Here is a 14782-nt window from a genome sequence, read left to right as displayed (position 1 = left end):
TGTTGTTTTACTTATCTGCCTTCGATTGATACTAATTAATCATGTTCGACTTTGGCAATCCATGCGCCCGGCTCAAAGGTCTTTTGCACCCTTGCGAGCTCGCGGTACGCTTCTTCCTCCGTTGTAAACGATCCCCAGCTGATCTTCTTCCGGTTTCCCGGCATCCTGCTGTCTATAGCCTGCAAGTCATACCCCTTAGCTTTCATTTCAGTCACGTATTTTTTTGCCTGTGCCATCGTCGCAAACGAACCAACAATAATCTCATAAGTAACGGAAGGCTTGCGCTGCTCCATCGCAGTGGCCATGCTATCCAGCCGGATACTGTCGGCCATTGCGGTCACCTGCTGAGCCACGGTATCCACTGTTATGGAATCGGTGACCGTACCAATGCGTGAGTTTACAGGCTCTGTCGGCACCATTCCATCTGATGAGTCTTTTACCTCTTTTTTTTGTCCCAAAAATTGGGCGATTTTCGCGCGGTCAAACCAATCCGGCTTAACATACCAAGCTATCCCCAAGGCAGAAAGAGAAACCAATAATACAGCAGCGGCGACCCACCCGATTGGGCGGCGCCGGCCCAATTGCATTTCGTCTACCTCATCGCCTCTGGTGTCCGCCGTAGCGTCCTGCGCATCCTCGACCACCATGGGTGGAGCGGCATCTCCTTTTCTACCAAAAAGCCGAGCCTTCGCAGGTTTCCTTTCTAAGCCTTCTATCTCGAACGGCCTGAATATGAATGACGCGCCATCAGCCAGCAGATAACCCAAGCCATCCAATACCGCTCGACCATTACGGCTGATGGCCTCCATAATTTCCACCAGCGCTGTTTCCAGCATTTGCTCGGCCGTCGGCTCATCTACCCCTGCCTGAGCCTGCAGATACGTGGTGATCGGAAAAACACCGGATTCTTCTCCGGTCAGCTCAACATAGCTCGCCGGTGGGAGATAAACCTTCTGATCTTCATCATAGCATGCCGGAATGCGGGTGACCTTGAAAACACCGATGCCCGGCACCTCAACCGCCGGATATCGCTTCAATAAATTTGCTATACACAAACCCAGGTTCATATTCGACATCTTTCTATCCCGTGCGTCGCTGCCCATGCAGCAAATTTAATACCTTAAAATGAGAAATTGACTCCGCCGATAACATTCAACCCCAATCTGGGATAGAACAAATAACGTTCGTAGTTGGCGCCTAACATGTTGTTCAGTCTTACATATACTCCGATTCGGTCGGTGGCACGGTATTCCGCTCCAGCGCTTAGGTCAGCAAAGGACGGCACGGTGGCTTTACGCATCCCCGTATCTCCTATTTCAGTAATAGAGTAACCGGAGAGATTAACGTTCGCGTCCTGTATCAGCCCATACGTCTGTCCCTGGAACAACAGTTCGCCGTCGATGTATAACTTGTCGCTGATATTGAAACGGGCGTTGGCTGACAACCGCATCTTGGGGGTATACCACGCTTCCTCCTCCCGTTGGAGGTCAAACTCATTGAAGTTTACCTTTCCTCCGAGTGTCACCACTTCCGATACCCGGACATTGATCTCGCCTTCAAGTCCAATAATGGTACTCGCATTTTCACCGTCCTCATAGATGACGTTAAAGGTGTAAGGGGAGCCAGGCGTGACCGCATAAAAAGGCATGCTTTCTATGCGCCGATAAAATGCCTTAACCTTATATCCAAAAGTTGCACCGGCATTTCCCTTGATTCCACCAAAGACATGCATACGGTCGACCGAGTTGCGGATGTAATTACTTTCTCCCAATGCCGCTAGCCAAGGATTTTCCCTTGTCAGCTCCTTAAGCGAGGTTTTGTTCACGTCGCCGGTTATCCCGCCAAAGATGTGGGCGAACTGTGGAACCAGTGCGAAATCGATTTCCGCAGAAGGAAAAATATTGGTCCGTGCCGAATCGCCGAATTCGGCGACGAAATTGGCACCGAGTGTAATGTTATAATTTGCTCCCTGAAACCGGATGTAAGGGTTGACCTTTGCAATATTATTGCTCAAACGATAGGAAGCGTCGCTCACTCCGGTGAAGTCGCCTGAAACATTGGCGCCAATATTGAACACACCCACCTGCTTGTTTAAATAACCGGCCAGCGCAAATGAGTTTTCCCGCGTTTCATACGCATTGCTATAAGCGTAAGCATCTGCTTTCAGCGAATAGCTAAAGGCATCGGTTGCCTGTTCATCGTAGTTGCTGACCAGCTCTCCGGTGAAATAAATGTCGTTGAACGCTTGTCTGGACCGATCGAAATTTAAGCTGGTGCCATCAATATCATTGACCATGCCGTAAAACCGTGTGCCATACCGGCTATACCCTACTTCACCGTCCAACGTTATTGGACCGAGTATCGTGCGGCCGAAAATCCCGATTTGCTGAGACGAAAAACGCTGCTCGTCAAGTGTCCCTTGCTGGTTCAGGTGTTTCACATAGCCACCCAAGCGTGTATCGATCCAATAATCCGAACTCAAATACACTTCCCCCAGCAACGTACCCAGGTTTCCTGCTCCGATCTTTGCATAATTGTTGGTGAGTGTCTGCGTACGGGCAAACGGCATCTCCTGAATAGTCAATTGCTTTGTCCCGGTATTGATGTCCAGTTTTTTATCGAGGATATTGTAGTTGAATTTGGGATGGTATTGTCTTTTGTTGCTCATATCGGGACTCCGCCGTATCTTCACGGCATCGGCCAATATCGGCCGATAATCGCGCACCACGTCGATGGAATCGATCGTGGTGGGCCGCTCATCCCTCCGCTCTTCCTGTGCGTGCACAGCGACCATCATGCCCGATAAAACCCCAGTAAGCAAATATCCGTATCGCATAAACTCCAGTTACTTATTGTTCAACTTCTGTAAACGTTCTTTTGCAGAAGGGATTACATCGTCATCCCCTTCATAATTTTCGATCACACTTTCCAGCGTGCTTTTAGCCTGGAAATCATCCCCTTTTTCTGCATACGCATCAGCAAGTAGGATAAAACTCTTAGCCACCCAGTAGTCATGCGAAGCCATGTTGTTGATGACTTCAAACGCCGATTCGATGGCTTGGTCATATTCCTTCGCCTCGTACTGCAATTGCCCGATCCGGTACCGGGCCTCGGCGGCCACGACGGTCTGGCTTTTCAACGCGGCAAGGTTCAGCTCCTTCATGGCGGGTGCAGTCTCTCCCCGGCGAAGCATAGCACGTGCAGTATATAAGTGCGCTTTGGCAACATCCTCTTCCGACGAGCGATCGTATTCCTTGATAAGCTTGGCGTATTTAATCACCTGCTCCATATCGCCGATCTCGTAGTAGCATATCATCAGGTTATTTACCGCATAACCATAATTAGCTTTATACTCAGAAGTCAGCTCGAGCTTTTTGAGATGTACGATGGCTTCGTTGTATTGCTTAAGTCCCAGATAAAGTTCAGACACAGTAAGCAGCGTATTTTCCGTATATTGGCTGGTCCAGTCATTGAGGATGATGTTAAGATCGTGCAGTGCCTCTTTTGGATGACCCGTCCGGTAAAGGCTAACCCCCCGGATATACCGCGCATGTTTTTCCTGAATAGGCTTGGGGAACTTGTCGAAATAAGCGTTGATGGCTTCCACCGCGGCTTGATACTCGCCCCTTGCAAACAGCGTATGAGCAGCCTGGAAGGCAAGGTTGTCCTGTTCGGCCTTGGAAAGGTCGCCGATATTCACGCTTGTAGCATAGTTGATATAGCCGGATGCATCGCCCCTATCGAGGTAAATGTTTTCAATGGAACGGAGCGCCTGACGGGCCTCGTCTGTTGTGGCATGTTCCTCGACAACTTTACGGAACGTAGCCATGGCTGTTTGCGTGTCATCCTTGTTATACTGGACAAGACCAATGGTCATCAATGCTCTAGGCGCGTAACTGCTTCGCGGATAACGTTCAATCATCCGTTGCAGTCCTTCAATGGCCGTATCGTAATCGCCCATTGTAAAATAGGTGTATGGGATCTCAAATGCAACGTCGTCCGCGTAGTTAGAGTTCGGAAACTGCTCAACAACCGAGCGCAACGTGGCAAGCTTCGCTTCGTTGTTACCCTGCAATCCCTGGATAATGCCGCGCTGAAACAGCGCATAGTCCTGGCTTGGCGCCCCGCTGTTGATCAGGCGGTCGTAATACTGCATGGCTCTGCCATAATTACGCATCGAAAAATACGAATCCGCCAAGCGGGCAATGGCATCATTGCGGACATTAGGTTCGATGGAACTGCCGCCGGTCGACAGGAAACGTTCGAAGTAATTGGCAGCAGTGTTAAAGCTGCTGTTGCGGAAGGCCGCATACGCTAATGCATAATTTGCATAGCTATACACATCGGTATTTCTGGCAGCTGGCATGCGGAGAAAGCGTGAAAAATTCTGCACGGCTTCTCCGAATTTTCGTACTTCATACATCGCTTCAGCTTTCCAATACGTAGCTAAGGCAGCAATCTCGGGCGCTATTGGATATTTTTCGGATCGCATAAACAAAGAAATTGCATTTTCAAATGCACGTTCGTTATAAAACTCGAGCCCCCGATAATACGTCACCTTTTGATAAGCGGCATCTGCCTCGGGACCGCGATTTTTGATCGATTCCAAAATATCCACTGCGGCTCTGTAGTTATTTGTTCCCAGCAATGTCTCCGCGTATAGCGTTTGTGCTTCCTCCATCCGCCTGCTATTCGGATAGGTATCCAAATATTCTTTAGCAGCGTCCAGCGCGACCTGATGGAATTCAAGTTCATACGACAATTTGGCGTAGTTGAATAGTCCTTCCTCTTTCATTGCCGGATCATAATCCAGCTTAGACGCCCGGAAAAATGCATTACGCGCACTTTGCTTATCGCCGGTTTTTAAAAATGCGTCACCCAACGCGATCATCGCACTTTGGTAATATGCATCAGGCTCCTCCAACTTCTGCAATTCGGCAATGGCAGTTTCATAATCGCCATTTTTATAAGCAATATATCCGATCTGGTAGCTATCCTGATTATTTTGGGTTTTGCCCTGGTCTCCGGCTTGAAACTTATCGTAATACGTCTTTGCCCGCTCAAAATCATTCTTCGCGAAATACGTGGCCGCCACGATACGGAACATGTCAGTCTCATGAACTTGTTTGGTGTTTTCCAGTATGGGCAGTGCATATTCCAGTACGTCATCGTACCGATTATCCAGGTAATATAATGCTGTGAGGTAATAGGGATAGGTGGCTTCGTAGGTCTTCGACCCTTTCAGCTTTTCAAATTCGGCCAAAGCGGACTTGAATTCCCGATCTGAATAGCTTAAGTAGGCAAAGTAGTAAATCGACGCTTCCTGATAAGTTCCATTTTCGTCCTTCAGCTGTTCGAAAAGCGGTTTGGCCGAAGCGTTATCACCGGTCATGAAAAAGGAATAAGCTTGCTTATAGCGGAATTCTTTATTTTCCCGGCCGGCTAAATTGCGGCTATCCAATCGATTGAACCATTCCAGCGTCCGTTCATAGTCCTTTTTTGCGAAATACGAGCGCCCGACCTGAAAATAAGCAGCTTTTGCGTTGGCGCTGGCCGGATAATCTTTAATATAGCGTAAAAACTGACTTTCTGCATCGGACTCCTCCAATTCAAGGGCACAGATTGCCTGGTAAAACCTGGCGTTCTCTTTCAACAGCGACAGCTCTACATGTTCGTCCTGCTGCAGGGTTGAATTTACCCGTACATCTTCCACCTTGTCAAAAAGCTTGGCAGCTGCGGCATACTTCCCTTTCTCAAACAATTCCATGCCGGTTTTATACGCCTGATTGACCTCTTGCCACGCACTCTGTTGGGCGACCGCGGGGACCGCCAGCAAACTAAATGCAACACCTAACTGATAAATCCGATTAAACATGCCGTCAAATTATCTATTTTTTTCTTCAATCTACGCAAAGTTGGGACCACAAAAAACATGTTACCCAATTGACGCGCTAATTTAGCGGGAAACGCCAGAGTTTTCCTCAAAAGTTGTCCACAAATGTTGATAACATAAATCAGCTGCCTGCTATCCACGCTTGCCTGCCAGCAGATACAACACCGCCATGCGGATAGCCACGCCGTTTTCCACCTGATCAAGGATTATCGAATGATGGCTGTCGGCTACGTCACTCGTGATCTCCACCCCTCGGTTTATGGGGCCCGGATGCATAATGGTAATTTCCTTGTCAAGCGAATCGAGCAGTTGCCGATTCAGGCCATAAAGCATCGAGTATTCACGTAGCGATGGGAAATAGGCAATATCCTGGCGTTCCAACTGAATGCGCAACATGTTCGCAACATCGCACCATTTGAGCGCATTGATGAGGTTGTATTCCACGCGGACGCCGAGGGAACCGATGTATTTAGGCAGCAGCGTAGTGGGGCCGCATACCATTACCTCAGCTCCAAGCTTACGAAGGCAAAGGATATTGGACAGCGCTACCCGGGAGTGCAGAATGTCGCCGATGATAGCTACTTTCTTACCGGACACATCACCATAACGCTCCCGTATGGAAAACGCGTCCAATAATGCCTGGGTAGGGTGTTCATGGGCGCCGTCTCCGGCGTTGACCAGCTGCGCATCAACATGTTTGCTCAAAAATACTCCCGCCCCTGGATAGGGGTGCCGCATAACAACCATGTCGACCTTCATGGCCAAGATGTTATTAACCGTATCGATAAGGGTTTCTCCCTTACTTACTGAAGACGAAGATGCAGCAAAATTGATGGTATCAGCTGAAAGCCTTTTTTCAGCCAATTCAAAAGACAGCCGTGTACGTGTGGAATTTTCGAAAAACACGTTAGCGATGGTGATGTCCCGCAGGGAAGGAACCTTCTTAATCGGGCGGTTGAGCACGTCTTTGAAATTATCAGCCGTTTCGAAAATTAGTCCGATATCATCCGCTGTCAGGTCCTTAATGCCCAATAAGTGACGTGTACTGATTTGTCTTACTGATGCTGCCATTAGTTTATTCGGTCAATAATGTGATGCTGTCGCGCTTATCTACTTCATTCCAGTTCACGATGACCCGTTGCGAATCAATCGAATCTACTTGAATTCCAATATAATCGGGCTCAATAGGCAACTGCCTTGAAAAACGACGGTCTACCAGCACTAACAATTCTATTTTCGCTGGGCGCCCAAACGCCTGCAAAGCATCCATCGCTGCGCGGATCGTCCTTCCGGTCCACAGCACATCGTCCATAAAGATGACTTTTTTGCCCTCCACAATAAAATCCATGTGGGTGCTGCTAGGAACAAGCAAACCGCTGTCTTTCCGCCTGAAATCATCACGGAAGAATGTGATATCCAACTCGCCGTACGCAACTGAAGCCTCAGGCTGTATCAGCTTCAGTTCTTCGACGACCCTTCTTCCCAAGTAGATGCCCCGGGGCTGGATACCGATGATAACGGAATCAGCGAAATCAGCGTGGTTTTCAATCAGTTGATGGCAAAGCCGTTGGATGGTAATCTGAAATTTCTGACCTTCTAATAATATCGATTGTTTCATTCGAAACTAACTTTCAACATAGCACGGAATACGGCGCAAACCTACTACATTTTTTTGACTTATATCGCGCCTGCGCCGATATTTTTCAACGATGGTAGCCAATCCAAAGCGCCTCACATCTATCTTTGAAACAACAGGTTTGTAATCTTCATCGCTCTGAACTTATCCATAAAATCGACGCTCACCCAGCTCAAATGAAATGCTTCAAAAGTCGCTCCCTGTAAGAAGAATCAGTGCATTGTTCACTAGCCAAAGAAAATACTGCGGTAACGGTCAAAAACCGTCAGCGCGCGATCCCGCAGCTTTAGCTGTCCACCGATTTCAGCGGCATTTGCAAACTCCTGCAGGGCTAAAATGCTGTCGCGGATGGCCAATCCATCCACTTGGGCCTTGGTTTCCGCGATGGCCGCATGGTAAGCCAATTGTTCGTCCAGGAACACAATATTGCGCTCTACCAGCGCACTAGCTGTGTGTGTCTCCCCTACCTCGTAAAGCTGCCGGGTTAACACCGGATACCGTGCGGCGAGATCTACCTGATGTATTTCTACAGGCAGCACCTGCAAAGCCTTATTAAGCACATCCTTAGCAGCATCTCTGCGGTTTTCGGCAATCAGCATTTCCGCTGTGTCGGAAAACACTTTCATCGTCTCTCCGATCATACCGATCGATGTCGGATCGAGGTGTTTGACGCCATTCATGTTTCCCCATGTATATTTTTCTAAAATGTTTCCGTAAGTGGCATCGGTATTTACTAACCGCCTGCCATCTGTTCCCTTTATGTGCGCTTTCAGGGGCATTAGCCGCAATGTATACCCTTCAGACACCAAATACGCCTCAAGCCCGAAACGCTCGGTGGCCGGCACCGAAGCAGCAAAGTAAATTGGACGCTCCCACTGATTATGAACGAGGACATCCATCACCGCTAACTGCGTAAGTGTCAGGTAATCTCTGGTATACGTCCACTCCATCGTATCCACGATGTCCTGATGCCACTTTTCAGGAACCACCCCATTTCTCAACACTTGCTCGGTATCGACTGAGAGCTTGAACCGCTTGGTCGGCAGAAAATTGCGGCGAGCACCATCTGCATATTCGAGCTGGTCGGACGGATTATCGGACAGTAATAAAGCCAATATCTTCTCCAGCTCTACGGAATCTTGGATGCCATAGTCATGGTAGTGCAGTACATCCCGCGTTCCTTTGGCGAATTGGTGGTCTTCCATCTTGATAGGCAACGCCGCAGAAGTATTTATGGGCTTCTTCATCTGCCGGATCTGCCAGTCCATTCCAAGCAGGCTAAGGTTCACCACGCGCACATCTGTTCGCACCCCCTCCACCTCTTGGAGGTACCAAAGCGGGAACGTTTCATTGTCGACATAAGTAAAAAGGATAGCGTTCGGCGCGCAGGATTCCAGGTAATTGCGCGCCATATCCCTCGCCATGTACCGTTGTGAACGATCGTGATCGTCCCACCCCTGCGTGCCCATCAACGCGGGAGCCATAAACAGTGCCGAAATTACTGCTATTGGCACAGCTACCCGCTGTTGCAATCGCCGTTGCAAGAATCCGGTCATCCCTGCCACGCCCAGGCCGATCCATATGGCAAAAGCATAGAACGAACCGGCATAGGCATAATCCCGCTCACGCGGTTGCAAAGGAGATTGGTTGAGGTACAGCACGATAGCCACACCGGTAAAAAAGAAAAGCAAGGCGACCACCAGTGCGTCGCGGCGGCGTCGGCGCAGGTGCCACACCATGCCAATGATACCAAGCAGCAATGGCAAAAAATAAAAGGTATTGCGGGAAGCGCTTGAGCGCTCCGCCGCTGGCAAGCGGTCCTGCCCACCAAGCCGCCATTGGTCGATCGGTTTGATGCCGCTGATCCAGTTCCCGTCCGTATAATTCGCGAACCGGGCTTCCCGGTCATTTTGCCTTCCGGCGAAATTCCACATAAAATACCGCCAATACATATGGTTGAGCTGATAGATATTCAGAAACTTAAGGTTATCTTTAAACGTAGGCCGTTCGTTTTGTCCGAGTCCCAGCCACACCCGATAACCCAGCTCATGGTTGTCACGGTTGCTGTAAATCCGCGGAAAAAGCGTCGTTCGGTCAAAAGAGTAGTCAAAACCACGCCCAGCCTGTTCATACCTATCATGTCCTTTGCGGTAATTAGGGCTGCCGTATTGGACGTCTACAATCTTTGAATCAAAATACGGGCCGCGCAGCAACGGCTCGCTGCCGAACTGCCCACGGTTCAAATACCAGAGAAACGAAAAAGCATCTTCCGGATGGCTGTTATTCAACGAGGGGTTAGCCGCCGCACGGATGAGCACCATAGCAAACGAGCCGTAGCCAAAAATAACGAAGCTGAGACAGACCAGCACCAGATTGAGTATGGGTTTCGCACGCCGGGTTGAAAACCAAACCCCATATACCAAGGTGCTTACAAGCAACAAGGCAAACACCATTGCGCCCGAACCGAACCCCAGGCCCAAGGAATTGACGAAAAATAAATCGATATAAGCGGCCGTTTTGACGAGGTACTGAATGACACCCCAAAGAATGACGGCTAAGATTGCACATCCGATTAACAATGTTTTAGTCAGTCCGGCCGCCGTCACGCAGGATGCGCGGCGGAAGTAAACTACCAACGCCAGCGCAGGGATGGTGAGCAGATTGAGCAAATGCACTCCGATGGACAGCCCCATGATATATGCAATAAATACCAGCCAACGGTCAGCCCCGGGCTGATCGGCCCGGGCGTCCCATTTGAGAATCGCCCAGAAAACAACCGCGGTGCATAACGAAGACATCGCGTACACCTCGGATTCCACCGCAGAGAACCAAAACGTATCTGAATAAGCATATGCCAACGCGCCGACCACTCCCGCCCCCATAACCTGCAATGTCTGCCACGGCGTCGGCATATCCCCGGCTTTGTAAACAATCTTTCGGACCAGGGCCGTGATCGTCCAGAACAAAAACAGAATGGTCAGGCCGCTCGATACGGCGGATCCAAAGTTCATCCAATAAGCGATCCGCTCTGGATTGCCGAAAGCCAAATTGGAAAACACGTTCTGCAGCATGAGAAACAACGGCGCGCCCGGCTGGTGCACGATCTGCATGCGATAGGCAGCCGCAATGAATTCCCCCGGATCCCACCAGCTGGTGGTCGGTTCCATCGTCATCGCATAAGTAAGTGTGGCAATCGTTGCGCAAACCCAGCCAATCAGGTTGTTTATTTTTTGGTCGTTCATGATCTTCCGGTTATTGAGGAACGTCATTAAATTGCCTAAAGTTAAACGATAAACCGTTTGGTAGATTTATCAAGGGCCGGATTTAACGTTTTTTAACAGGGCTTTACGCCGGTTTGAGGGGAAGATCAATAATCGACGGGCAATTGCTCCATGAATTCGGATATAGGCGGATGGTTTGTACGCTCAAAAGGCAGCCCGGTATTGCTCAAGCGCACGATCCGCGATACCCTGAAATCGCGGTAGCTTTTACGGAGGTGGCACCAGCCTATGACATGCCAGCTTAGCGCATAAAATATCAGGCCGACGGGTTCTATGCGCCTGCTACTCTCCTCGCCGTCCATTTTGCAATAGTGAATATCCAGTATCGTCTTTGATATGATGGCTTCCTGCAATACAGAAAGGTGCTCATAGTCATGCCGTTTCAGGTCTTTGGGGAGTTGAATACGTGTATTGTTGGTCAGGTACTCCAATTTATCTTTTTGAGAGCTACGCATAACGGCTTTTATTTTGCTCAATGCGTTGGAATAATGCTTCTGAATAGACTTGTCTGCAAAACCGGAAAGCAGGTTTTCCACGAGCAGCAGGGCATTAGCTTCTTCCAAACTGAACGACACCGGGCGAAGAAAATAGCCTTCGACCACAAAATATCCTTTGTTCGGTTCAAAGGCCACGGGTATCCCCTGCTCATTCAGTGCCTTGAGGTCGCGATAAACGGTACGGATGCTGATCGCAAATTTATCAGCAATCTGATCGCCTGTCACGTACCGCCGTGACTGCAGCAAGGTAAGGATTCCAAATAACCGATCTATTCTGTTCATTGGTGTCCACCCGCGTCAAGCTCCTTCGCTAATTCGACGGCATTCCACCGAAAAATTTAGCTTCATATTGTGCAAATATGTTGGAGACCCGCTCGCTCAGCTCCTCCTGTCCGTACTCCTTGGCAGTTTCCGAAAACCTATTCAGCGTGAACATGCTGTACTGGATATTCTGCATTTCCAGGTTAGGTTTGGATTCTGCAATCGCTGCGTAATACCGGAGCTGATCTTCGAGGTACTTAACGTTGCGTTCAACCAAAGCATTAGCCCTTTCCGTTTCACCCGTAGCATAAAGGCTTTCAGAAAGAAACGAGTAACCGTAAGCATCCATGATTCGGTATATTCGCTCAGGCATTTTTTCTAAAGCGTCATTTAGCAGTTTTCTGGCTTCTTCCTTTTTCCCTTCGGCAAGCAGCGCTTCTGCGGGAGCAGCATAGATATTATTCAATATCAAACTGATCATTCGATACGACTCTGGGTCCAGGTAAGGCGAATTCTTAATATTACCCCATACATACTTGTTCATTACATGATCATACACTGCGTCCGCGTTGACCAACCCTTGCGACGTGTTTTGTTGCATATCGATGGGCATTAACCTAAGTGCGAATCCTTCAGATACCAGGTATTTATCCAGGCCCATAAAATTACTGCTGGGCACGGTGGTTGCGAAATAAATAGGGCGTTCCCAGTTATTGTTCACCAGCACTGCCATCATCGCCAATTCTGCCCGCGTAACATAATCCTGGTTGTACGTCCATTGCATCACGTCAACAATGCTATCTTGCCAAGCGACAGGCACTACGCCGTTTTTGATGACATCATCTCTGCTGATCGTTAGCTGTAGATTTTTGGTGGGCAGGAAGTTCTCGGGTTGGTCGCTCCGCAACTGACGCTTATCGTTGGGGTTGTCGGACAACATCAACGCCACGATGTTTTTCAACTCGACCGATCCCGGAATTTTGGCATCATGATAATAGATGACATCACGGACGCCCTTTACATACTTTTCATTCGGGATATTGATAGGCAATGCATCTGCTTCGTTTACTTTCTCTGTCATTTGCCGCACATACCAGTCGGCACTAAGCAAGCTTAGGTTGACGACGCGGACATCGGGACGTATGTTTTCAACCTCCTGCACATACCACAAAGGATAGGTATCGTTATCGCCATAGGTAAACAAGATGGCATTTGGCGCACATGATTCCAGGTAGTTTCTTGCAATATCACGGGCCAAGAATTTTTGTGAACGGTCATGGTCATCCCACCCATCTTTTGCTAGAATCACCGGACCGGCCAGTAATCCAATTGCGGCAGCCACTATCCCTGCCGTTCGTGCGCTTAGTCTTTTTGTCAGCCAATCGCTAATGCCCAGCACCCCTAAGCCGATCCAGATAGCAAATGCATAGAACGACCCCGCATAAGCGTAATCACGTTCGCGCGGCTGCAATGGGCTTTGATTGAGATATAATACAATCGCCAATCCAGTCATGAAAAACAGCAGCCCCACGACTCCCGCATCGCGCTGGCGGCGCTTAAAGTGCCAAAAAGCACCGATCAGACCCAGGATCAAGGGCAGAAAATAATACCTGTTATATGACGGATCTTTAAGCTGAGATTCAGGTAAAGCGTCCTGGCCGCCTACATGCAGTTGGTCAATGAACTTAATGCCGCTAACCCAATTGCCAGTGGTGAGGTCGCCATGCCCCTGCTGGTCGTTCTGACGTCCTGCGAAATTCCATAGGAAATAGCGCCCGTACATATGCCCCACCTGATAACTGAAGAAAAAGCGTAGGTTGTCACCAAAGGTTGGTCGTTCGTTTTCACCTAGGTTGAGGTAACTCCGGTAATATTGCTGGTGGGACGCCTCGCGGGTACTGTAAATCCGTGGAAATATCGTTTCGCGGTCATATACATAACTGAAGTTTTGGCCAGCTACTTCATACCGTTCAGGTCCCTTACGGTAGATATTGCCTTCGTATTTGATATCGATTGGCCGGGAATCAAAATAAGGCCCCTTGAATTTGGGCTCATCACCATATTGTTCCCGGTTGAGATAACTCAGAAAGGAAAACGCATTATCGGGGTCACTATTGTTTAACGTCGGATTCGCTTTGGCGCGGATGAGGATCATGGCAAATGAGCTATAGCCAAATACGATAAACGCGAACGAAAGGAGAATGACGTTGAGCAATGGCTTCGCTTGTTTTATTGAGTACCAAATACCATAAACCGTAGCACCTATCACCAACAGCGCAAAGACAACGACACCTGAACCAAATCCTAGACCGAGCGTGTTGACAAAGAACAAGTCGAAGTAAGCCGCAAACTTAATTAGGTACTGGATGACTCCCCATAACACCACAGCTACCACCAAACAGCCTATGAGTAACGCCTTGACGGCACCGGCGGTGGTTGCTTTCTGCGTACGACGGAAATAAATAACCAAGGCGATAGCCGGAATGGCCAGCAAATTCAACAAATGTACACCGATGGACAGCCCCATCATATAGGCGATGAAAAGCAGCCATTTATCTGCGCCAGGCTCATTAGCTGTTGCCTCCCATTTCAGGATAGCCCAGAATACCACAGCCGTACAGAGGGAAGACATGGCATACACTTCCGATTCAACGGCGGAAAACCAAAACGTATCTGAAAACGTATAAGCCAATGCACCGACAACTCCGGCGCCCATAATCCGGATAAGACCGCTGTCGGTAAGCTCGGTCCCTGACTTCCACACCACCTTTCGCGCAAGCGCCGTGATACTCCAAAACAGAAATACAATGGTTAATCCACTGGATATCGCAGATCCGACATTCATCCAGAAGGCGATCCGCTCCGGATTGCCGAATGCAAGGTTGGAGAACACATTCTGCAACATCAAAAACAACGGAGCCCCCGGCTGGTGTACGATCTGCATTTTATAGGCTGAGGCAATAAACTCACCCGTATCCCAAAAACTCGTGGTTCGTTCGGCAGTCAGTACGTAGACCGTGGTGGCAATCAGTCCGCACAACCAGCCAATAATATTATTGATTCTATTGTAGTTCATAAAGTGTCAAGCGTATGGTTCACTAAATCACGCCCCGAAAATAAAGAATAGTACGATAACACAAACATAATATTTGGTTTTTTAACACATTGCGCAAGCTATCAGCGGTATTCAGTAAAAAATAAAATAATTTTGCAA

General features: G+C 48.8%; 8 protein-coding genes. All 8 read right to left on the bottom strand.

The features are described from left to right. Positions 1-35: 35 nt before the first annotated feature. The 8 genes from ACFOET_RS04265 to ACFOET_RS04230 all read right to left on the bottom strand — a co-directional run bounded on the left by ACFOET_RS04265 (position 36) and on the right by ACFOET_RS04230 (position 14644). Entirely contained in the window at positions 36-1076 is a 1041-nt protein-coding gene (locus ACFOET_RS04265; protein ID WP_379019914.1) for an SPOR domain-containing protein, read from the bottom strand. A gap of 44 nt (positions 1077-1120) precedes the next feature. Beyond that, positions 1121-2836: a hypothetical protein gene (locus ACFOET_RS04260; protein WP_379019912.1), complete on the bottom strand. Its 1716-nt coding sequence runs from the start codon at positions 2834-2836 to the stop codon at positions 1121-1123. 9 nt (positions 2837-2845) lie between these two features. Further along, positions 2846-5875: a tetratricopeptide repeat protein gene (locus ACFOET_RS04255; RefSeq protein WP_379019910.1), complete on the bottom strand. Its 3030-nt coding sequence runs from the start codon at positions 5873-5875 to the stop codon at positions 2846-2848. Between the two features lie 150 nt (positions 5876-6025). After that, positions 6026-6964, bottom strand: a complete 939-nt coding sequence (locus ACFOET_RS04250) for an aspartate carbamoyltransferase catalytic subunit (protein WP_379019908.1) — start codon at positions 6962-6964, stop codon at positions 6026-6028. A gap of 4 nt (positions 6965-6968) precedes the next feature. After that, the gene (gene pyrR / locus ACFOET_RS04245) at positions 6969-7511 is read right to left on the bottom strand and encodes a bifunctional pyr operon transcriptional regulator/uracil phosphoribosyltransferase PyrR (protein WP_379019906.1); all 543 of its coding nucleotides are present in this window, start codon (positions 7509-7511) and stop codon (positions 6969-6971) included. A gap of 245 nt (positions 7512-7756) precedes the next feature. Next, complete coding sequence (locus ACFOET_RS04240) at positions 7757-10771, bottom strand: glycosyltransferase family 117 protein (protein ID WP_379019904.1); 3015 nt, start codon at positions 10769-10771, stop codon at positions 7757-7759. Positions 10772-10896: 125 nt separating this feature from the next. Further along, on the bottom strand, positions 10897-11589 hold the full coding sequence (locus ACFOET_RS04235; protein WP_379019902.1) for a helix-turn-helix transcriptional regulator: 693 nt from the start codon (positions 11587-11589) through the stop codon (positions 10897-10899). 28 nt (positions 11590-11617) lie between these two features. Continuing rightward, positions 11618-14644 (bottom strand): glycosyltransferase family 117 protein, encoded by a 3027-nt coding sequence (locus ACFOET_RS04230; RefSeq protein ID WP_379019900.1) that lies wholly within the window; start codon positions 14642-14644, stop codon positions 11618-11620. Positions 14645-14782 lie beyond the last annotated feature (138 nt).

The sequence above is a fragment of the Parapedobacter deserti genome (assembly GCF_042646065.1).
Taxonomy (GTDB): Bacteria; Bacteroidota; Bacteroidia; order Sphingobacteriales; family Sphingobacteriaceae; genus Parapedobacter; species Parapedobacter deserti.
The sequence above is the reverse complement of the archived record's forward strand: the minus strand, read 5'-3'. Positions and strand labels throughout refer to the sequence as shown.

What these genes read in the sequence shown, in the direction of transcription:
- ACFOET_RS04265 (WP_379019914.1), bottom strand. Translation starts at nt 1,076, where the DNA reads ATGTCGAATATGAACCTGGGTTTGTGTATAGCAAATTTATTGAAGCGA.
- ACFOET_RS04260 (WP_379019912.1), bottom strand. Translation starts at nt 2,836, where the DNA reads ATGCGATACGGATATTTGCTTACTGGGGTTTTATCGGGCATGATGGTC.
- ACFOET_RS04250 (WP_379019908.1), bottom strand. Translation starts at nt 6,964, where the DNA reads ATGGCAGCATCAGTAAGACAAATCAGTACACGTCACTTATTGGGCATT.
- ACFOET_RS04240 (WP_379019904.1), bottom strand. Translation starts at nt 10,771, where the DNA reads ATGAACGACCAAAAAATAAACAACCTGATTGGCTGGGTTTGCGCAACG.
- ACFOET_RS04255 (WP_379019910.1), bottom strand. Translation starts at nt 5,875, where the DNA reads ATGTTTAATCGGATTTATCAGTTAGGTGTTGCATTTAGTTTGCTGGCG.
- ACFOET_RS04230 (WP_379019900.1), bottom strand. Translation starts at nt 14,644, where the DNA reads ATGAACTACAATAGAATCAATAATATTATTGGCTGGTTGTGCGGACTG.
- pyrR (WP_379019906.1), bottom strand. Translation starts at nt 7,511, where the DNA reads ATGAAACAATCGATATTATTAGAAGGTCAGAAATTTCAGATTACCATC.
- ACFOET_RS04235 (WP_379019902.1), bottom strand. Translation starts at nt 11,589, where the DNA reads ATGAACAGAATAGATCGGTTATTTGGAATCCTTACCTTGCTGCAGTCA.